This is a genomic window from Vagococcus lutrae (assembly GCF_023299185.1).
Taxonomy (GTDB): Bacteria; Bacillota; Bacilli; order Lactobacillales; family Vagococcaceae; genus Vagococcus_A; species Vagococcus_A lutrae.
This window is the reverse complement of record NZ_CP097017.1, coordinates 766,902-788,589: the sequence shown is the minus strand read 5'-3', so window position 1 is coordinate 788,589 and position 21,688 is coordinate 766,902. Positions and strand designations below refer to the sequence as shown.

Here is a 21,688-nt window from a genome sequence, read left to right as displayed (position 1 = left end):
CGGCAGTGATGTCGTTCTGTTTTTTCCTTTAAGAAGACAAGTTATTTAGTTTCTAGTAGAATAGAAAAGGAAGAAGGGGTGTGAGAAGATGGAGCGAATCGCACAAGTAGTGGTAGATGTTCCAACCATGCAGACGGATATTCCGTATAGTTATAAAATCCCAGCTCTTTTGTCGAATGTGCTAGAAGTCGGAATGCGTGTGGTGGTTCCTTTTGGGCGTGGTGAAAGACGTATTCAAGGGTTTATTGTTGAGATAGTTACGCCAACGGGAGAGAATCAAACTGATAATCTAAAAGAAATCATCGCCCCAATGGATTTACACCCTGTCTTAAATTCTGAGCTATTGGCACTAGGCGATTATATGCAACGCAAGACGTTCTCATTTAAAATCACCTGTTTTCAAACAATGTTACCACGCGTGATGCGAGCGGATTATGCTAAATATCTCGTATTGGTAGATGAAGTAGATGAAAGAACGTTATACGAGATATTTAAAGGGAAAGATTATTTAGCTTGGGAAGAAGCAGAAGCTGAAGGGACGTTACCTTATCTGTTAGATTTGAAAAAATCAGGGAAAATTGCCGTTCATTACGAAGTGAGCAAGCGAAATAAAGCGAAGACGAAAAAAGCATTTAAATCGCGTTTAACGTTTGAACAAATTGAAGAAGAACGAGAGAGTCTACGAAAAAATGCACAGCAACAATTAGCATTATTAAACATTTTACAACAATCTTCAGAGTGTGTGACGTATCAAAAGGCGCGTGAAAAAGCAGGTATTACACCGGCAACAATTAAGACTGGCGAGAAAAAAGGCTGGCTTGAAATAGTGGAAGTAGAAGTTAGAAGGGATCCTTTTGCAGATATAGAGGTTCAAAGGGATGTACCTCAAAAATTGAACGGTGAGCAAGAACAGGCTTACAGGAAAATTACTGAGGCAGTCGCTCAAAAAAACAATCCTACTTTTTTATTACAAGGTGTAACGGGTAGTGGGAAAACGGAAGTTTATTTGCAAAGTATTGCCTATGTATTAAACGAGCAACGGACGGCGATGATGTTAGTCCCTGAAATTGCTCTTACCCCCCAGATGACGCAACGATTCAAAGCACGTTTTGGGGAACAAGTAGCGGTCTTGCACAGTGGTTTGTCAGATGGAGAAAAATATGATGAATGGCGTAAAATCGAAGAAGGTGAAGCACGTGTCGTGGTGGGCGCACGTTCTGCTGTTTTTGCTCCATTAGAAAATATCGGATTAATTATTTTAGATGAAGAACATGAAGCGACCTATAAACAAGATGACAACCCACGCTATCACGCTCGTGATATTGCACGTTGGCGTGCTGCCTATCATCATTGTCCAGTCGTTTTAGGAAGTGCTACTCCTTCGCTTGAATCGCGTGCTAGGGCGCAGAAAGACGTCTATCAATTACTCGTGTTATCTGAACGCGCGGTGCAAGCAGCAACGCTACCAGATATTGAAATCATTGATATGACGAAAGTAGCAACGATTGGCAATATGCAGACTTTCTCAGCACCACTTTTGGATGAAATTAATATCCGTTTGGCTAAGCAAGAACAAATCGTCCTTCTTCTAAATCGTCGTGGGTATTCATCGTTTATGATGTGTCGAGACTGTGGTTATGTGCTGCCATGTCCAAACTGTGATATTTCACTGACACTCCATATGGATGTTAAACGGATGAAATGTCATTATTGTGGACATGAGGAGGCAATTCCTCATCAATGTCCACAGTGTCGCAGTGATAAGATACGATACTATGGAACGGGGACACAAAAAGTCGAGGAAGAATTACGTGAGTTATTACCAACGGCAAATATTTTACGTATGGATGTTGATACGACACGTAGAAAAGGGGCGCATCGCCGTTTATTAGAACAATTTGAACAGCATAAAGCAGATATTCTGTTAGGTACGCAAATGATTGCTAAAGGACTTGATTTTCCTAATGTGACACTGGTAGGCGTCTTAAATGCTGATACATCTTTAAATCTGCCCGATTTTCGTGCAAGTGAAAAGACTTATCAGCTCTTAACGCAAGTCAGCGGACGGGCTGGTCGAGGAGCAAAGAGTGGAAAAGTGATGATTCAAAGTTTTAATCCACAGCACTATGCGATTCAGTTGGTCAAAAAACAAAGCTACGAAACATTTTATCGATATGAGATGCAAGCAAGACATCAGGGTAACTACCCTCCGTATTTTTATACCGTTCAAATTGTTGCAAGTCATACGGAAGAAAGAGAAGCTGCTAAAAAGATGTTTGAAGTGGCGTCTTATTTAAAAGAAAACTTGTCACAAAATGTGATTATCTTAGGTCCGACGCCAAGTGCCATCATGCGTGTCAACAAACGTTATTATTATCAACTGGTGATTAAGTACAAGCATGAGCCAATGCTGTCATCTGTTTTAAAAACAATTATGGAAGAAAGTCAAGCGGATATGAGGCGTGGATTACTGTTAAGTATCGACGTTGAACCGATGCATTTTATATAGAAAAAGAGGGAAATAAATGAGTTATCCGATAGTGATTCACCCGAATCAAAAATTAACACGTCCTTCACAAGAAGTAGGCGTGATTTCTGATGAGTTAATTCAAATGCTTGATAGAATGAAGCGCACCATGGATGCACATGATGGGATAGGACTAGCTGCACCACAAATTGGCAAAAACATTCGTGTAGCGATTGTCCAGTTAGACCCTGAGGATGATGTGCTAGAGTTAATCAATCCAGAAATCATTTTTCATGAAGGAGAAAATATTGATGTGGAAGGTTGCTTAAGTTTACCACATCAGTATGGAACGGTTAAACGGTATGAAACGATTGTTGTGCGGTATTTCGACCGTGAAGGTGACGAGTATGAGTTAGAAGCGGATGATTATTTTGCGCGAGCGATTCAACATGAAATTGACCATTTAAATGGCATTTTGTTTATTGATAAGATGATAGAACGAATTGCAGAAGAAGATTTAGAAGACTATATGGAGGGAAGAAGAAATGACTAGTGTAGTATTTATGGGAACACCTGCTTTTTCAGTCCCTATCTTAAAAGGATTGATTGAAAATGAGTATGAAATAAAAGCGGTTGTCACACAACCAGACCGACCTGTTGGACGGAAGAGAGTATTGACGCCTCCACCAGTTAAAGAGGCAGCTGTTGAACTTGGTATTCCTGTTTTACAGCCTGAAAAAATATCAGGAAGCGAAGAAATGCAACAAGTTTTAGACTTAGACCCAGATATTATTGTAACAGCCGCTTTCGGGCAATTTTTGCCTGAAAAATTATTATATGCACCGGAGTTTGGTTCGGTTAACGTTCATGCATCATTGTTACCAAAATATCGTGGTGGTGCGCCTGTTCACTATGCTTTGATGAATGGTGAAAAAGAAACAGGTGTCACCATTATGCGAATGGTGAAAAAAATGGACGCTGGCGATATTTTAACCCAAGCTAAGTTAGAAATTAAGGACACAGATGATGTAGGGACATTATTTGATCGTTTGAGTGTGTTAGGAAAAGATTTGTTGTTAGAAACATTACCGATGATTTTAACGAACACGATTACACCGACGCCTCAAAAAGAAGACGATGCCACTTTTTCACCAAATATTAGTCGAGAATTAGAGCGGATTTCGTGGGATAAAACAGCGGAACAAGTGGATTGGCAAGTTCGGGGGATGCATCCGTGGCCAGTTGCACATACGTTATGGCAAGAACAACGCGTGAAAATTTATCAAGGACAACCGTTAGAGAAAAAAACGAACGCTAAGCCAGGCACAATTGTGACAATAAATAAAAAAAGTTTTGAAGTAGCATGTGGGGACGGAACAGTCTATGAGGTGCTGACATTACAACCTGCTGGGAAAGCTAAGATGTCGGCTGTGAATTTTTTAAATGGTGTCGGTCGTCAACTGAATGAAGGAGATCAATTGACATGGTAAGTGCATCAAGAAAGAAAAAAACAGCTAAAAACAATCCTCGATTCGCGGCGTTAGAACTCCTGGTTAAAGTGTCGGAACAACAATCTTATTCTAATTTATTAGTTGACCAAGTCATTCGAGACGGCGAATTAACCCCACAAGACGCGCGTCTTATGACGGAAATCGTTTATGGGACATTAAGTCGTCAATTGACACTGGATTATTTTTTAGCGCCTTTTGTAAAAAAAGCGAAGAAATTAGATAACTGGGTACGTCAGTTACTACGCTTGACTTTATATCAAATGGTTTACTTAGATAGAGTACCCGATCATGGAAGTGTCAATGAGGCAGTTGAAATTGCTAAGATAAAAGGAAATGCGGGGATTGGTAAGTTTGTGAATGGTGTTTTACGCACGATTCAACGTCAAGGAGTTCCTGCTATTGAAAACATCGAAAATCCAATCGAGCGATTATCGATAGAAGTCAGTTTGCCAGTATGGTTAGTGGAAAAACTATGTGAACAAATCGGCGAAAAAGAAACGCGTGAACTAGGTTTGTCGCTGTTAGAACCTAGTTCGGTCAGCGCACGTGTGACTGCTCGTGAGCTCACGAGAGAAGAAGTGCTTGAACAATTAAAAACAGCTGGTTATGACGTACAAGCAAGTGAGGTATCTCCTTTTGGAATCGTGGGAAGTAAAGGGTTTTTAGCTGGAAGTGAGATGTTTCGTTCAGGTCAGTTAACTATACAAGATGAAAGCTCCATGTTAGTCGCACCGAGTATGCAAATTGAACCCCAACACCAAGTGCTAGATGCTTGTGCCGCTCCGGGTGGCAAGACAACACATATTGCGCAATATCTCGATGCTACGCAAGGAGGGCAAGTGACAGCTTTAGATATTCACGCCCATAAAGTGAAGCTCATTGGCCAAAATGCCAAGCGTATGAATGTGACAGATGTTGTCAAGACTCAAAAGATGGACGCAAGAGAGGTTAAGACTGTTTTTTCAGATGCGTCATTTGACCGCATTTTAGTGGATGCGCCGTGTTCAGGTTTAGGACTACTGAGAAGAAAACCAGATATTCGCTATCATAAGCGACCAGAGGACTTTGAACGACTTCCGAGTATTCAGTTAGAAATACTTGAAAGTGTTTCGCAAAAAGTGAAAGAGTGGGGTATAATAACTTACAGTACGTGTACAATTTTATCAGAAGAAAACGAAGAAGTGGTCCGTTTGTTTTTAGAACGAAATCTTAACTTTAAAGCTATTCCAGTAGAGGGAACGGATTTTGTAAATGACCACTCAGATTATGGTGTGACGCTTTATCCACATCATTTTAACACGGATGGTTTTTTTATTAGTTGTTTACAACGGATAAGTTAAGAAGACGCAAAGAGGTGTAAGAATGAAAATCGGATATCAGACAGATATTGGACAGAGGCGTAAGAGTAATCAAGATGCAGTAGGTATTTTTGAAAATTTAAAAGAGTTAAAATTAGCTATCGTAGCTGACGGTATGGGTGGACATCAAGCAGGTGATATCGCTAGTCAACAAGCTGTAGCTGATATTGGCTCATTGTGGGAATCAACAGCTTTACATGATGAAGAAGCGATTATTCAATGGTTATTACAAGTCATTCAAAAAGAAAATGAAGTCATATATGAGCGAGGTCAAAGTGACGCGTCGAAGATGGGGATGGGGACAACGATTGTTGCCACGGTTCTGTTAACGAATCGCAAACTTGTTTTGGCACATGTTGGTGATAGTCGTTCGTATTTAATTAGACAATCAGGATTACGACAATTAACAGAAGACCATTCTTTAGTGAATGAATTAGTCAAATCTGGGGAATTAACACCTGAAATGGCTAAAAGCCATCCGCGAAAAAACGTGTTAGTACGTTCGTTAGGGATTCCTGGAGTGGTAGAAGTTGATGTAACGACGATTGAAACAGAAATTGGTGATAAGGTATTACTATGTTCAGACGGTTTAACGAATATGTTAAGCGATGAAGAGTTATTAACAGTGATTACCCAACCGCTGTCGCCTGAAAAAATCGTGCAGCAGTTGATTGAAAAAGCGAACGAGGCGGGCGGTACGGATAATATTACCGCACTGTTAATAGAAATTTCGGAAAAGGAGGATGAAGCACGTGATTGATATTGGTTCGAAGATTAATGGCCGTTATAAAGTTATAGGGAATATCGGTAGTGGCGGTATGGCAAATGTGTTTTTAGCTTATGATCCGATACTAGATCGTGAAGTTGCTGTGAAAGTTTTACGTTTTGACTTTCAAAATGACCAAGCAGCCATTCGTCGTTTCCAAAGAGAAGCGCTAGCTTCATCCGAATTAGTTCATCCGAATATTGTCAGTGTTTATGACGTAGGAGAAGAAGACGGCTTACAATACTTAGTTATGGAATATGTTAAGGGGACGGATTTAAAGCAATATATTAAGAATCACTACCCGATTCCGTTAGAGATGGTTGTGACCATTATGGAACAAATCTTATCGGCCATTTCACTTGCTCATCAGCACCGGATTATTCATCGCGATTTAAAGCCGCAAAACATATTAATTGATGAATTTGGAAATGTTAAAATTGCAGACTTTGGTATTGCGATTGCTTTATCAGAAACATCGCTTACTCAGACGAATACATTATTAGGGTCTGTTCATTACTTGTCGCCCGAACAAGCTCGTGGAAGTATGGCGACACGTCAATCGGATATCTATGCCTTGGGTGTGATATTATTTGAGCTACTAAGTGGGAAAGTACCTTTTGAAGGTGAATCAGCTGTTTCGATTGCTTTGAAACATTTTCAAACGGAGATTCCTTCCGTTCGAGAATTAAATCCAGCTATTCCACAAGCACTTGAAAATGTTATTTTACATGCGACTGCGAAAGAAGCGACAGACCGCTATGTCTCTGCTGAAGAAATGGCACGAGATATTTCGACATCATTATCGCCATTACGGGCAAATGAACCACGATTTGAACCGCAAGCAATGATTGAAGAAACAAAGGTGCTAACCCCGTTACCCGCTGAGTCAGAACCTGTTGCAGCAGTGATAGAAGAACCTCAAGAGCCCGTTACGACTGAGCAAGAGGAAGAAGTGCCAGTTAAAAAAGGCAAAGGGAAATGGTGGTTTCTCGCTTTCTTAACGGTAGTAGTGATAGGAATTCTTTTATTCCTAGCATTTGTACGTCCTTCAAGCATAACTGTGCCGGATACAACTAATATGACCGTAGAAGAGGCGGAAAAAGTGTTAACTGAGAAACAATTTAAAGTCGCCGCCGACCGCGAAGAAACATACGATGATCAAATCGAAGAAGGTTTGGTTGTAGAAACAAGTCCACGTGGTAATGCTAAAGCTAAAAAAGGTAGTGAAGTGACGCTAATCATTAGTAAAGGCCCTGATAAGATTGAAATCGATGACTATGAAGGCTTGCGCTTTACAGATGTAGAAAAGACGTTATTAGATTTAGGATTTAAGCGTCGTCATATAAAAGTAAAAGAAGAAGAAAATAGTGACGTTGAAGTGGGCGTGATTATCTCACAAAACCCTGCTGGAGGTTCCACACTATCTCCAGAAAAAGATAAGATTGAATTTATTATTAGTAAAGGCGTCAAAGGCTTTAAATTACGTGATTTGACTTCTTACAGCCAAATGGATGCTGAAAGTTATTTAGAAGAAAAAGGGTTATCCTACGAAGTGGAACGTGAATATCACGATAGTGTCCCTGCTGGGTATATTATTACCCAATTTCCACCTTCGGGAAGAATGGTTGATAAAGGCGATCATATTAATCTAGTCGTATCTTTAGGACCAGCACCACAACCAGAAACGACCGAAGCGACAGTAGAAACAGAAGCGCCTGAACCTGAAGGTAATACAACCACAGAATCATCAGAAAAAGATAATAAAAAGAATAAACATGATGAGAATAAAACAACAGATAGTAAAGAATCGTAATTAATAGACTGTATTTTACAAAGAGTAGTACTTTGTGAAATACGGTCTTTTTTCTTTTTGTATTAAATTGAGCTATGCTATACTCAAATTTAGTATAGATTAAAAAGGAGAATATCATGTATTACATCTTATCGTTTTTAGAAGGTCTTATTACATTTATATCACCGTGTATATTACCGTTGTTACCAATATATCTTGTTTATTTTTTAGGCGGTGAACAAAAATCGTTTCGTCTTTTATTTTATCGAACGCTCGCTTTTGTTTTAGGGTTTACGACGATATTTGTGTCCATGGGTGTTTTTGCAGGGTGGATAGGGAGTCTCTTCGTTCGCTATCGACTGGCTATTCAGTTATTAACAGGTGGGTTTGTAGTGTACGCTGGTCTTTATTTTTTAGGTATGATACCTGAAAAGTGGGGAAAAATATTTAAAGGACGGTCGACTTCGCAAACAAAGCAACAACCAGATACCCTTTTATCTTATTACCTGTTTGGGATAGTCTTCTCACTGGCATGGAGTCCATGTTTAGGTGTGTTTTTAGGGTCTGCTCTAAGTCTTGCTTCCCATCAAGGAACCGCATTAAAAGGAGCCTTAATGCTAGTCAGTTATTCTTTCGGATTGGGCTTACCCTTTATGCTAAGCGCCTTTTTTATGGATAGTCTAAAGCCGTTGTTTAATAAAATAAAAGCTAACTATGACATCATCAATCGTGTTTCAGGCATTATTTTGATAATACTAGGTATTTTGATGATGACAGGATTTATGACAAAACTACAATTATGGTTATTATAAGGAGATAGAAATGAAGAAAACAATTATTTTTGGAAGTATTTTAGCAGTATTGTTAGTTGCGGGTACAGTGGTGTATCAAAAGTTAGGTGAAGAGGTCACTCCAGGTATCGTTGAAGAGGAAGTTATACAAGATGAGTCAGTAGAAGCCCGTCCAGCCCCCAATTTTAATATGTTAAAATTTGAAGGAGGGGTAGTAAACTTGGAAGATTTTATCGGAGAAAAACCTGTCGTACTAAATTTTTGGGCTAGTACTTGTCCACCTTGCGTCTATGAAATGCCTACCTTTCAACAAAGTTTTGAAAAACATGAAGATGTCCAGTTTGTGATGGTCAATATTCTTGGTTTTAACGGCGAAACGCAACAGTCAGCTCGTCAGTTTATTGATGAGAACAACTATACGATGCCAGTATTTCACGAAGCTAATGGTGAAGCCTCAAAAGCTTACGGCTTGACGTCGATTCCAAGAACACTATTTATCAATAAAAAAGGTGAGATTATTTTTGAACAAAATGGTATGATGGAGGAGAAAGTTCTAACAGAAGGTATCACTGCATTACTAAATGAGGGAAGTGACTAATTGAAAGAAGGACAGATTAGAAAAGCATTGAGTGGCTTTTATTACGTCTACTCAAATGGAGAAACTTATCAGACTCGTGCAAGAGGGAATTTACGTAAAAAAAGTATCACCCCACTCGTTGGCGACCGGGTTAAATTTCAAGCTGAAGAACAGTCAGAAGGTTATTTAATGGAAGTGTTACCACGAAAAACAGAGTTAAGGCGACCGGCGATAGCGAATGTTGACCAAGCGGTTTTAATCATGAGTGCGACAGAACCTGCCTTATCTCTAAATTTATTAGATCGCTTTTTAGTAACGGTCGAGTATGAAAAAATCACGCCGATTATTTATTTAACCAAAATAGATTTACTCACTCCAGAAGAATATGAATCACTTCGTCAAACGATGAGTATATATGAACGAATGGGCTACCAGGTAATGATTCCAGAACGAGAGTCAGATCAAACTTGCTTAGCTAATTTATCATCATTGTTTAAAGAAAAGGTAACCGTTTTTATGGGGCAGACGGGTGCAGGCAAGAGTACACTTTTAAACAAGCTATCACCTGATCTCGATTTAAAAACAGGTGAAATATCACAATCATTAGGCAGAGGACGCCATACGACACGTCATGTGGAATTACATCCACTTGCAGGTGGTCTGGTAGGGGATACGCCTGGATTTAGTTCTATCGACTTTAAAGAGATTGAGGCGGTTGAACTAAGTCAGCAATTTGTAGAAATGCGTGCGGCCAGTGATTACTGCCAATTTCGCGGGTGTTTGCACGTGGCAGAACCCAAGTGCGAAGTGAAACATTTAGTGGAAACAGGCGATATAGCGACGAGTCGTTATGAAAACTATTTACAATTTTTAAAAGAAATTGAAGAACGTAAACCAATTTATCATCGAAAAAAATAAAAAGGACGTGAAGAGATGAAACTTGCACCTTCTATTTTAAGTGCGGATTTTGCGAATTTGGAACGTGATGTGAAACTAGTGGAAGCAGGTGGCGCGGATTATATTCATATTGATGTGATGGATGGACAATTTGTTCCTAATATTACACTAGGACCGAACATTGTAGCTGCCTTACGCCCAGTTACAAAATTACCATTAGACGTTCATTTGATGATTGTTCAACCAGAACGTTTTATTCCTGATTTTGCCAAAGCAGGCGCGGATATTATCGTCATACATCAAGAAAGTACACCTCATTTACATCGTGGTATTCAGATGATTAAAAATGAAGGCGTTAAAGCCGGTGTGGTCATAAATCCCGGTACCCCTGTATCAGCGATAGCTCATGTTTTGGAAATGGTTGATTTAGTTTTAGTCATGACGGTTAATCCAGGATTTGGCGGACAATCGTTTATTGAGAATACACTAGGTAAAATTGAAGAACTGGCTATATTGCGCGAGCAACACGGTTATCATTATGAAATTGAAGTCGACGGGGGGATACAGCCCGACACAGCACGTCTTTGTGCTAAAGCAGGCGCAGATGTTTTCGTCGCGGGATCTTATGTATACAATCATGAAGATCCAAAGGGGCAGTTAGCTAAATTAAGAGAAGCGGTGTCAGAATAATGACGCGAATAGTCATTGTAGGTGGAGCAGGTTCGGTTAATTGGCCGAATCTGTTTGCTTTTAAAGAAGAAACGGTGACATGGATTGGCGTTGACCGTGGAACATTGCATTTACTAGAAAAAGGTATCATACCACATGTAGCTGTGGGGGATTTTGATTCATTATCAGCGGAAGAATTTCAACAGGTTAGTCAAATCGTGTCAGATATACGGACGGCACCACCTGAAAAAGATGAGACGGACACGCAACTTGCTTTAACAATTGCGTTAAACGAATATCCGGAACAAACGATTACACTGGTAGGAATGACGGGAGGTCGATTAGATCACTTTTTAGCAAATCTATGGATGCCTTTAGAGCCACGTTTTCGTCCTTTTTTAGAACGAATCGAGATGCGAGATGCACAAAACACGATTACGTATTTTCATCCAGGAAGGCACGTTATTGAGAAAGAGCAAGATAAAAAGTATTTAGCTTTTGTCTGCTTAACACCCGTAGCCAAATTAACATTAGAAGAAGTTAAATATGAGTTGGAAGAGTATGATGTTTCGTATCCGATGAGTTTTGCAAGTAATGAATTTTTATCAAATAAGGCGACGTTCTCATTTGAAACGGGAATAATGGCCGTCATTCAAAGTAAAGATTAAAAAGAGGATAGCACTGACTAAACCGTAATTTAGTCGCTGCTATCCTCTTTTAAAGGTTAATTTAAGTTTTTCGGAATTAAACGCGCTCAACTTTACCTGATTTCAAAGCACGAGTTGAAACCCATACCTTCTTTGGTTTGCCATCTACTAAAATTCTTACTTTTTGTAGGTTAGCTTTCCAAGTACGTTTAGATGCGTTCATTGCGTGAGAACGTGTGTTACCAGTTCTTGCTTTACGCCCAGTGATATAACATTCTTTAGCCATGTTTCTTCCTCCTTTGCTTTGCGATTGGAGCGGTTTAAGGCGCTCATACTAGAATAATTTATCATAATACACAGGGGAATGCAAGCAATATTTTATCTTTGAAAGGAAAAAACAACGGAAAAAGTAGAAGCATTTTTTCAAAAAAAGAATAAAAAAGGATATACCTTTAAAAAACGTGATTGCTATGATAAAATATAGGGAAGAATATGGGCTATTTTGGTCTAAGGAGGATCGATTTAAATGGCAGTAAAAATTAAAACAGCTTCAGGAACAATTGAAATAAGTAATGATGTCATCGCTACGGTCGTAGGTGGCGCTACTACAGATATTTATGGCATAGTTGGGATGGCAAGTAAAAATCAAATAAAAGATAATTTAAATGAAATTTTGAAAAAAGAAAATTATGCACGAGGAGTCGTTGTGCGTCAAGAAGAGAATGGGGTTGCCGTCGATGTCTATACGATTATTAGTTACGGTACAAAAATCTCAGAAGTGTGTCGCAACGTTCAAGAAAAAGTGCGTTATAATTTAGAAACGATGTTAGGTGTTACGGCAAATTCTGTCAATGTCTTCGTACAAGATGTACGCGTTCTGCCAGACTAAAAAAGATCGTTGAATGAGAGAATACTAAGGAGGATTAAGTTTCGTGGATATAAAAAAAATCAATAGTCGGCAGTTTCAAGCAATGGTACAAGCTGGTGCGACACGTCTAGATCAAAATGCAGAGTATGTGAACTCACTCAATGTGTTTCCGGTGCCAGATGGAGATACGGGTACAAATATGAACTTATCAATGACAAGCGGTGCTAAAGCTGTGACGTCATCTACATCAGAACACGTAGGAGAGCTAGCTCAAGCATTATCTAAAGGGTTACTTATGGGAGCACGTGGAAACTCGGGCGTTATTTTATCACAATTATTCCGCGGTTTTGGAAAAGAGATTCAAGAGCAAGAAGAACTTGATGCCAAACATCTAGCAAAGGCTTTTGCTAATGGTGTTGAAACAGCTTATAAAGCAGTGATGAAGCCTGTAGAAGGGACTATTTTAACAGTGGCCCGTGAAAGTGCTCGTGCTGGAATGAAAAAAGCCGATACGACTGATAATTGCGTTGAAGTAATGGATGCTGTTGTGACAGGTGCTAAAAAATCATTAGCCAAAACACCAGATTTATTACCTGTTTTAAAAGAAGTTGGTGTCGTTGACAGTGGTGGCCAAGGTTTACTCTTCATTTACGAAGGCTTTTTAGAAGTGTTATCAGGAAAAGTATCAGAAACGCCAGTTTATCAACCGAGCTTAGCGGAGATGACTGAAATGGTCAATGCTGAGCATCATCGTAGCGTGGCGAGCCATGTGGCATCAGAAGATATTAAGTACGGTTACTGTACTGAAATCATGGTGAAAATCGGTGAAGGTGAAACTGTTGATAGTGAATTTGACTATGATACGTTTAGAAACTATTTAAATGAATTAGGTGATTCATTATTAGTTGTAGCTGATGATGAAGTCATTAAAGTTCACGTTCATACGGAGCATCCGGGTGAAGTCATGAATTATGGTCAAAAATTTGGCTCATTGATAAAAATTAAAGTCGATAACATGCGCTTGCAACATGATACGCTCTTAGAGGCAGAAAAAGAAACACCTGTGAAAAAAGAACGTCGTCCGTACGGTGTGATTGCTATTGCGGCAGGTGAAGGCTTGCAAGAATTATTTAAGAGTTTAGGTGCTCATTATGTAATCAGTGGTGGACAAACAATGAATCCAAGTACGGAAGACATTGTAAAAGCGATTGAAGAAGTTCATGCTGAAAAAGTGATTATTTTACCAAACAACAAGAATATTTTCATGGCAGCTGATCAAGCGGCAGAAGTAAGCGAAGTTCCAGCAGTAGTTATACCTGCCAAAACGATTTCACAAGGAATGACTGCAATGCTTGGCTTTAATGATCAAGTTTCTTTAGAAGAAAATAAAGAAACGATGACAGACATGCTAGATGAAGTGAAAAGCGGTCAGTTAACTAATGCTGTTCGTGATACAACGATTGATGGCTTGGCGATTAAAAAAGATGACTTTATCGGTATGGTAGAGAATAAGATTGTCGTTTCCTTGCCAGACCGCTTTGAAGCCGCTTTTGAAACAATCAAACAAATGTTAGATGATGAATCTGAAATTGTGACCATCATGATTGGCGAAGATGGCTCAAATGAAGAAGCAGAGCGTTTAGAAGAAGCTTTAACAGAATTAAATGAAGATATTGAAGTGGAAATCCATGAAGGTGGACAACCCGTGTATCCATATTTATTTTCAGTTGAATAAAAATTGATTACGATAAACAGGTCAGGACAGGGTCCTGGCCTATTTATTATTAGAAGTAAAAAGGAGGGAGTCGCTAATGGAATTACTTGATTCGGTATCAGTGTTAGATGGCGTAGGGCCTAAAATGAAGGAAAATCTTGAAACATTAGGCATCCAAACGATTGAAGATTTATTAACGTACTATCCCTTCCGCTATCAAGATTTTAATGTAAAAAGTATACGAGAGATACAAGACCAAGAACAAGTCGTGATAGAAGGGTTGGTCTTATCTGAACCAGTCGTTTCTTATTATGGGTATCGTAAAAATCGTATGAATTTTCGTATGATGCAAGAAAATGCGGCGATTTCAGTTACTTTTTTTAATCAGCCATACTTAGCTAAACAAGTGACGCAAGGAGAAGATTTAGCTGTTTTTGGGAAATGGGACGCCAAGCGTCAAGCACTGACAGGGATTAAAATAATTAAAAGAAGTAGTGAAGACGATTATGCCCCTGTTTATCATGTGAATAAACAAGTCAAACAGTCAGCATTAGTTAAATTTATCGAACAAGCCTTAGAGAAGTATGAAGGATTATTAGTCGAAACGTTGCCGGATAGTTTGCTAACACGTCATCAATTAATACCGCGTGCAGAAGCAATTCGACAAATTCATTTTCCAGAGAGCTCGGAATCTAATGATGCAGCGAGAAAACGTTTAGTCTACGAAGAGTTTTTTAGCTTTCAGTTTAAATTGGAAGGTTGGCGATTTAAAGAGAAAGCAGGCGATAAAAGTTTACCTATCGAATACGATGTATCTCGATTGAAAGAATATATCGCCACATTACCATTTGAATTAACGACAGCCCAAAAAAGAGTGACCAATGAGATTTGTCGTGACCTATTACTACCATTTAAAATGAACCGTCTGTTACAAGGAGATGTTGGAAGTGGGAAAACGGTCGTGGCGGCTATTGCGCTTTTTGCGACGTATACGGCAGGCTTTCAGGGAGCGCTCATGGTACCAACTGAAATACTAGCTGAACAGCATTTTCAAAGTTTAAATGAACTATTCAGCCAGACAGATGTGCGAATCGGATTACTGACGGGCTCGTCTAAGACTAAAAGGAAACAAGAAATTTTGGATGAGTTGGCTAATGGAGAACTTGACGTTATTATTGGAACTCATGCACTCATTCAAGAGAACGTGTTGTTTCAACGATTAGGTCTTGGGATTATTGACGAACAGCATCGTTTTGGGGTTAATCAACGTCAAGCGTTACTGAATAAAGGAGAGCATACAAACCAGCTTGTCATGACGGCGACACCTATTCCACGTACTTTGGCGATTACAGCTTTTGGTGAGCTGGATGTTTCGATTATAGATGAGTTACCCGCAGGACGTAAACCGATTACGACGAGATGGTTGAAGCCTGCACAATTACCAACAGCGTATGAGTGGCTGAGAACAGAGTTAGGGAGGAACCGTCAAGCCTACGTTATTTGTCCATTGATTGAAGAATCTGAGGCAATGGATCTTAAGAATGCGACGGAAATTTATGAAACGATAAAAAGGTATTATCAAAATGAGTATGAGGTCGGGTTGCTACATGGAAAGATGACACCCGATGAAAAAGAATTAGTGATGAATGCGTTTAATGAGAATCAAGTCCAAGTGCTAGTTTCGACGACGGTCGTAGAAGTCGGTGTAAACGTCCCCAATGCCACAGTCATGATGATTATGGATGCGGAGCGTTTTGGTTTAGCACAGCTTCATCAATTGCGTGGCCGTGTTGGACGTGGCGATGCAGCGTCGTATTGTCTATTAGTCTCAAACCCTAAAAATGAAACTGGACAGGCACGTATGCAAATTATGACGGAAACAAATGACGGTTTTGTTTTAAGTCAAAAAGATTTAGAGATGAGAGGTCCGGGCGACTTTTTCGGTGTAAAGCAATCAGGTATGCCTGTTTTTAAAATTGGAGACATTGTCAGTGACAGTGTTATAATGGAAGAAGCACGTTCTGATGCGCGTATGATTTGGCAAGAACCAGATTGGCAAGAAAAATCAGAATGGCAACGTTTATTGTCGTTACAAACGCAATTGACAGTCCAAAGTTAAAATTGAAATAAGGTCAGGAGTGAAGAGTCGATGAAAATAGCCGTTGATGCAATGGGAGGCGACCATGCCCCAAAAGCTATTGTTGAAGGCGTCATGCAAGCGCGTGATGAGTTTGAAGATGTAACGTTTCTTTTATATGGTGATGAAAAAGCCATACGCGAGCATTTAAAAGATGAGAGTCGTATTCAAATTGTCCATACATTAGAAAAAATAACGAGTGAAGATGAACCGGTCAGAGCGATTAGACGAAAAAAAGAAGCGTCAATGGTGCTTGCAGCTAAAGCTGTAAAAGAAAAAGAAGCCGATGCAATGTTTTCGGCTGGGAATACTGGGGCATTACTAGCAGCAGGACTATTCATAGTAGGACGAATGCCATTTATTGAACGTCCTGGATTAATGGCGACGTTGCCAACATTTGATGAAAAGGCACTGGGCTTTGATTTTATTGATTTAGGAGCAAATGCGGATAATAAACCGGAACACTTAAATGACTTTGCAACACTAGCGTCTCAATACGCTAAATCCGTTCGTCAAATTGAGGCCCCACGTGTGGGATTACTTAATAATGGGACTGAAGCAACGAAAGGAAATGAATTGACAAAAGCAGCTTTTGAATTGCTGAAAGAAAATCCACATATTCACTTTATCGGCAACGTGGAAGCGCGCGACCTGTTGCAAGGAGTGGCTGATGTTGTAGTCGCAGATGGCTACACTGGCAATGCCGTTTTGAAATCTATCGAAGGAACGGGTGTGGCTTTTACGAATGTGTTGAAATCTTCAATCATGGAGTCTGGATTAATGGGAAAATTAGGCGCTGTATTATTGAAAGACACGCTTAAAGGCTTGAAGACTAAAATGGATTACTCTACTTATGGTGGTGCTGTTTTAGCAGGATTAAAAGCGCCTGTTGTTAAAACGCATGGTTCCACTGGCCCGGATGCTGTCTTTTATACTATCAGACAAATTCGTAAGATGTTGCAATCACATGTGATTGATGAATTAATGGCAGCTTCACAGACCACATCAGGAGAGTAGTTAAAAAGTATAGACAAATGAGAAAATAATAAGTAAAATAGTAGTGACCACGTAAAAACGAGCACTGGAGGTGACAAAACTTGTCAAAAGAAGAAGTTTTAGCAAAAGTAAAAGCGATTATTTTAAAGCATTTTGATATTGAAGAAGATCAGATTACAGAGAGTTTAAGTATCAAAGATGATTTAGAAGCTGATTCTATTAAAATTATGGAATTTGTTTTAGAGCTTGAAGATGAGTTTGGTACAGAAATATCTGATGAAGATGCCGAAAAAATAGAAACAGTTGGTGCGGCTGTTGATTATATTACGACACATTTATAAAAAATAACAGGTGATTGTGAGAATATGATAACAATTACCTGTGATTTTTTTTAATATTTAGCCCTATTTTACTGTTTTTTAAGAATTATCTGAGTGAATCCTATGAAAAGATTGAAAAAAGTGTGAGTTTTGAGTATAATCATTAAATATTAGGAAGATTATTAAAAGAAAAAAAGAATATTAGTTTCTCTTGAGTGGCGATTGGTACCAAACTATTCAACACAGAAAGAGTCAAAGAAGAAAGGGGTATCCAATTTGAGTACTGGGGACGTATTATTAGAGATACAAAATTTACATACAGCTTTCCGGATTAAAGACACCTTTTACGATGCCGTAGATGATGTATCTTTAACATTGGATGAAAATGAAATTTTAGCGATAGTTGGAGAGTCTGGTTGTGGCAAGAGTACACTAGCAACGACCATTATGGGACTCCATAATCCGATCAATACTAAAATCACAGGAGATGTCATTTATAAGAATTTGAATATATTAGAGTTTAACGAAACTTTATATAACCAAATTCGTGGAAATGATATTGGGATGGTTTTCCAAGATCCACTATCTGCTTTAAACCCATTAATGCGTATTGGGGACCAAATCGCAGAAGCACTTTATTATCATACTGATTTAACAAAAGAACAGCGTCAAGCACGTGCGATTGAATTGCTTGGGCAAGTAGGGATTGTCAATCCTGAACGTGTTGCACAGCAATATCCACATGAACTATCCGGGGGGATGAGACAGCGTGTCGTTATCGCTATTGCGATATCTTGTAAGCCGCCAATTATTATTGCCGATGAGCCTACAACCGCTTTAGATGTAACGATTCAAGCACAAATCCTTGATTTATTAAAAGATTTACAAGAAGAAACCAAAGCAGGTATCATTTTAATCACGCATGACTTAGCAGTTGTTGCCGAAATGGCTGACCGCGTTGCCGTCATGTATGGTGGTCAAATTGTTGAACAAGCACCGGTTAAAGCACTTTTTGAAAATCCACGTCATCCTTACACCCGTTCATTATTAAATTCTATTCCTCAAGAAGATAATCCAGATGAAGAATTACACGTTATTGAAGGAATTGTTCCTTCATTAGCTAACATGCCTCGTACAGGGTGTCGTTTTGCTGCGCGTATTCCATGGATTCCTGAAGAAGCACATGAAGAAAATCCTGTCTTGCATGAAGTAGAACCAGAGCATTTTGTGCGTTGTACGTGTCATGAGCATTTTTACTTTAGAGACGAGGGAGGAGAAGCGTAATGAGTGAATTATTGACAATTAAAGATTTAAAAGTGCATTACCCAATTAGAAGCGGCTTCTTCAACCGCGTAACAGATTATGTATATGCTGTTGACGGTGTCGACTTTGTTATTGAACCGGGACAAACTTATGGTTTAATCGGTGAGTCAGGTTCAGGTAAATCAACGATTGGTAAATCGATTATTGGTTTAGAAAAAGTAACAAGCGGACAAATTATCTATAATGGCACAGACGTGACAACTAAACGAGCGCGTAAACAGTCTGGTTATAATAAAGACGTACAGATGATTTTCCAAGATTCTATGTCGAGTTTAAACCCGAAAAAACGCGTATTAGACATTATTGCAGAACCTATTCGTAACTTCGAACGTCTATCAGATGAAGAAGAAAAGAAAAAAGTTCGTAACTTGTTAGATATTGTTGGGATGCCAGCCGATGCGTTATATAAATATCCGCATGAGTTCTCAGGTGGACAGCGTCAACGTATCGGGGTCGCTCGAGCTGTTGCAACAAACCCAAAACTAATTATTGCCGATGAGCCGGTTTCAGCGTTAGACTTATCTGTTCAAGCGCAAGTATTAAACTTTATGAAACGTGTTCAAGAAGAGTTTGGTTTAAGCTATCTATTTATCGCTCATGACTTAGGGGTCGTGAAATATATGTGTGATAACTTAGCCATTATGAATAAAGGACGCTTTGTTGAAATTGGCACACGTGAAGATATTTATAACAACCCTCAACATATTTATACTCGTCGCTTGCTGTCTGCGATTCCTAAAATTGACGTCGACAATCGTGAACAACATAAGATTCAACGTCAAGCAGTTGAAGCAGAGTACAGCCAAGTACATTCAGAGTATTATGATGAAAATGGCCGTGTATATGATTTGAAGAAATTATCAGATACACACCATGTGGCCTTAAAAAGTCATGAAAGTGAGGGGAAATAAACGATGTGGAAAACAATATTAAGAAGGATTATTTTGATGATTCCACAAGTCATCATCTTGAGTGTGTTTATTTTCTTACTAGCTCAAGCGATGCCGGGAGATCCATTTACAGGATTAATTAACCCAAATATGGAAGCATCACAAATTGAAGCATTACGTGAAGCAGCAGGTTTAAATGATCCATGGTATGAACAGTACTTTAGATGGGTTGGAAACGCCCTTCAAGGTGATTTTGGTTCAAGTTATTTATATAAATTACCTGTCGCTGATTTAATCGGTGAACGAGCAATGAATACTATTTGGTTATCATTATTAACAGTTATTTTAACTTATATCATTGCTTTACCTTTAGGATTATTCTCAGGTCGTTATAAAGATTCATGGTTTGATAAAATCGTCGTTGTATATAACTATGTTAGCTTCGCGGTACCATTGTTTATCTTTGCGTTAATCACGTTATTTATCTTTGGTTACCGTTTAGCGTGGTTCCCAACAACAGGTTCGGTATCGCCAGGATTAGACCCGGGAACATTTAAGTATGGATTAGATAAGTTTTATCATATTATCTTACCTGCGATTACCCAAGCGTTACTTGGAACAGCAGTGACGATTCAGTACTTACGAAGTGAAGTCATTGACTCACAGACGTTGGACTATGTTCGAACAGCCCGCTCAAAAGGGGTCCCAACGAATAAAGTCTATACGCGTCATATTTTCCGTAACGCGTCATTACCGATTGCTTCTCAATTAGGTTATCAAATTACAGGACTAATCGGTGGATCATTAACAATTGAAATTATCTTTGCATATCCAGGTATGGGTAAATTGTTTATCGATGCTTTGACACAGCGTGACTATACTGTCATTACTGCCTTAATTTTGATTTTAGGAATTGCGACATTAGTGGGAACATTACTTTCAGACATTATTATGAGTATCGTTGATCCACGAATTAGAATTCAATAATTTCAAAATGAAAAGAAAGGAAGGTAGATAGAAATGGCAGAAGTAGCTAAAAAAGATGTGGCAATTCAAGAAAGTACGCCACCTATGGGATTAAAAATGATCGCACGCGAATTTACAAAAGATCGTTTGGCGATGTTTTCATTAGGTTTATTAATTGTAATTTTATTATCAGTATTTATTGGGTCAATGGTGATTGACCAAGATAAAGTGATGTTTGTTAGTATTTTTGATAAATACGCTGAGCCAGGTACTTATAGTGACACAAAAGATATGACGTTTTACTTAGGAGCTGACGAAGGAGGACGTGATGTTCTCGGACAACTCTTCATTGGTGCAAGAAACTCTATTTTAATCGGATTTTCGATTACAATTATTACGTCAATTATTGGGGTTGGTCTAGGGATTCTTTCAGGTTACTATGGTGGTATGGTTGATAACGTGCTAATGCGTATTGTTGACTTTATTATGATTTTACCGACTATGATGATTATTATTGTAGTGGTGACCATCATTCCACGCTATAATGTTTGGTCATTTATTGCGATTATGAGTGCCTTTTACTGGACTGGAAAAGCGCGACTTTTCCGTAGTAAAACACTTTCTGAAGGTCGTTTAGATTACGTTAGCGCATCTAAGACACTTGGAACAAGTGACTTCTTAGTCATGTTCCGTGAATTAATGCCTAACTTGAGTTCGTTGATTATCACTAACTTAACGATGAACTTCGCAGCTAATATTGGGATTGAAACAACGCTAACTTTCTTAGGCTTTGGTCTACCAGCGAATGTCCCAAGTTTAGGAACATTGATTGGTTATGCGAAGAATGGTGATGTCTTATCGAACAAACTTTGGATTTGGTTGCCTGCATCTATCCTAATTTTAGTGATGATGTTAAGCATAAATTATGTTGGACAAGCATTTAAGCGTGCAGCTGATGCAAGACAACGTTTAGGTTAGAAAAACAAGGGGGAAACACAC

21 protein-coding genes are annotated in these 21,688 nt (G+C 39.0%); 20 read left to right on the top strand and 1 reads right to left on the bottom strand.

Annotated elements, in window-relative coordinates; all coding sequences use genetic code 11:
* The first annotated feature begins 88 nt into the window (after positions 1–88).
* The 11 genes from priA (at position 89) to M2919_RS03655 (ending at position 11,496) form a co-directional block, all read left to right on the top strand.
* Complete coding sequence (gene priA / locus M2919_RS03705) at positions 89–2,509, top strand: primosomal protein N' (RefSeq protein ID WP_248849326.1); 2,421 nt, start codon at positions 89–91, stop codon at positions 2,507–2,509.
* Positions 2,510–2,525: 16 nt separating this feature from the next.
* Positions 2,526–3,020, top strand: a complete 495-nt coding sequence (gene def / locus M2919_RS03700) for a peptide deformylase (protein WP_126762490.1) — start codon at positions 2,526–2,528, stop codon at positions 3,018–3,020.
* The gene (gene fmt, locus M2919_RS03695) at positions 3,013–3,957 is read left to right on the top strand and encodes a methionyl-tRNA formyltransferase (RefSeq protein ID WP_248849324.1); all 945 of its coding nucleotides are present in this window, start codon (positions 3,013–3,015) and stop codon (positions 3,955–3,957) included. The genes def and fmt overlap by 8 nt, the downstream gene beginning before the upstream one ends.
* Entirely contained in the window at positions 3,951–5,318 is a 1,368-nt protein-coding gene (gene rsmB / locus M2919_RS03690; protein ID WP_248849322.1) for a 16S rRNA (cytosine(967)-C(5))-methyltransferase RsmB, read from the top strand. The genes fmt and rsmB overlap by 7 nt, the downstream gene beginning before the upstream one ends.
* A 22-nt stretch (positions 5,319–5,340) precedes the next feature.
* On the top strand, positions 5,341–6,096 hold the full coding sequence (locus M2919_RS03685; protein WP_248849321.1) for a Stp1/IreP family PP2C-type Ser/Thr phosphatase: 756 nt from the start codon (positions 5,341–5,343) through the stop codon (positions 6,094–6,096).
* Positions 6,089–7,915 (top strand): Stk1 family PASTA domain-containing Ser/Thr kinase, encoded by a 1,827-nt coding sequence (gene pknB / locus M2919_RS03680; protein WP_338065018.1) that lies wholly within the window; start codon positions 6,089–6,091, stop codon positions 7,913–7,915. The genes M2919_RS03685 and pknB overlap by 8 nt, the downstream gene beginning before the upstream one ends.
* A gap of 116 nt (positions 7,916–8,031) precedes the next feature.
* Positions 8,032–8,706, top strand: coding sequence for a cytochrome c biogenesis CcdA family protein (locus M2919_RS03675; protein WP_248849318.1), 675 nt, complete (start codon positions 8,032–8,034; stop codon positions 8,704–8,706).
* A 10-nt stretch (positions 8,707–8,716) separates the two neighbouring features.
* The gene (locus tag M2919_RS03670; RefSeq protein WP_222317298.1) at positions 8,717–9,283 is read left to right on the top strand and encodes a TlpA family protein disulfide reductase; all 567 of its coding nucleotides are present in this window, start codon (positions 8,717–8,719) and stop codon (positions 9,281–9,283) included.
* Positions 9,284–10,180: a ribosome small subunit-dependent GTPase A gene (gene rsgA / locus M2919_RS03665; RefSeq protein ID WP_248849316.1), complete on the top strand. Its 897-nt coding sequence runs from the start codon at positions 9,284–9,286 to the stop codon at positions 10,178–10,180.
* A gap of 15 nt (positions 10,181–10,195) precedes the next feature.
* The gene (gene rpe / locus M2919_RS03660; RefSeq protein ID WP_023606099.1) at positions 10,196–10,849 is read left to right on the top strand and encodes a ribulose-phosphate 3-epimerase; all 654 of its coding nucleotides are present in this window, start codon (positions 10,196–10,198) and stop codon (positions 10,847–10,849) included.
* Complete coding sequence (locus M2919_RS03655) at positions 10,849–11,496, top strand: thiamine diphosphokinase (protein ID WP_248849315.1); 648 nt, start codon at positions 10,849–10,851, stop codon at positions 11,494–11,496. The genes rpe and M2919_RS03655 overlap by 1 nt, the downstream gene beginning before the upstream one ends.
* 76 nt (positions 11,497–11,572) lie before the next feature.
* Here the strand turns inward: M2919_RS03655 and rpmB are convergent, their stop codons facing one another.
* On the bottom strand, positions 11,573–11,761 hold the full coding sequence (rpmB, locus tag M2919_RS03650; protein ID WP_023606101.1) for a 50S ribosomal protein L28: 189 nt from the start codon (positions 11,759–11,761) through the stop codon (positions 11,573–11,575).
* Positions 11,762–12,001: 240 nt separating this feature from the next.
* Here rpmB and M2919_RS03645 point away from each other — a divergent pair, with 240 nt between their 5' ends.
* From M2919_RS03645 to M2919_RS03605, 9 genes are all read left to right on the top strand, one after another.
* On the top strand, positions 12,002–12,364 hold the full coding sequence (locus M2919_RS03645; protein WP_023606102.1) for an Asp23/Gls24 family envelope stress response protein: 363 nt from the start codon (positions 12,002–12,004) through the stop codon (positions 12,362–12,364).
* 43 nt (positions 12,365–12,407) lie between these two features.
* The gene (locus M2919_RS03640; protein ID WP_248849312.1) at positions 12,408–14,078 is read left to right on the top strand and encodes a DAK2 domain-containing protein; all 1,671 of its coding nucleotides are present in this window, start codon (positions 12,408–12,410) and stop codon (positions 14,076–14,078) included.
* A 76-nt stretch (positions 14,079–14,154) separates the two neighbouring features.
* The gene (gene recG / locus M2919_RS03635) at positions 14,155–16,176 is read left to right on the top strand and encodes an ATP-dependent DNA helicase RecG (protein ID WP_248849311.1); all 2,022 of its coding nucleotides are present in this window, start codon (positions 14,155–14,157) and stop codon (positions 16,174–16,176) included.
* Positions 16,177–16,206: 30 nt separating this feature from the next.
* The gene (gene plsX, locus M2919_RS03630; RefSeq protein WP_248849310.1) at positions 16,207–17,211 is read left to right on the top strand and encodes a phosphate acyltransferase PlsX; all 1,005 of its coding nucleotides are present in this window, start codon (positions 16,207–16,209) and stop codon (positions 17,209–17,211) included.
* 80 nt (positions 17,212–17,291) lie between these two features.
* Entirely contained in the window at positions 17,292–17,531 is a 240-nt protein-coding gene (gene acpP, locus M2919_RS03625) for an acyl carrier protein (RefSeq protein ID WP_222317304.1), read from the top strand.
* A gap of 255 nt (positions 17,532–17,786) precedes the next feature.
* The gene (locus M2919_RS03620) at positions 17,787–18,794 is read left to right on the top strand and encodes an ABC transporter ATP-binding protein (RefSeq protein ID WP_038100540.1); all 1,008 of its coding nucleotides are present in this window, start codon (positions 17,787–17,789) and stop codon (positions 18,792–18,794) included.
* Positions 18,794–19,744, top strand: coding sequence for an ATP-binding cassette domain-containing protein (locus M2919_RS03615; RefSeq protein ID WP_126763100.1), 951 nt, complete (start codon positions 18,794–18,796; stop codon positions 19,742–19,744). Before M2919_RS03620 ends, M2919_RS03615 begins: the two co-directional genes overlap by 1 nt.
* 3 nt (positions 19,745–19,747) lie before the next feature.
* Positions 19,748–20,710, top strand: coding sequence for an oligopeptide ABC transporter permease (gene opp4B / locus M2919_RS03610; protein ID WP_222317305.1), 963 nt, complete (start codon positions 19,748–19,750; stop codon positions 20,708–20,710).
* 33 nt (positions 20,711–20,743) lie between these two features.
* On the top strand, positions 20,744–21,667 hold the full coding sequence (locus M2919_RS03605) for an ABC transporter permease (RefSeq protein ID WP_023606110.1): 924 nt from the start codon (positions 20,744–20,746) through the stop codon (positions 21,665–21,667).
* The last annotated feature ends 21 nt before the right edge of the window (positions 21,668–21,688 follow it).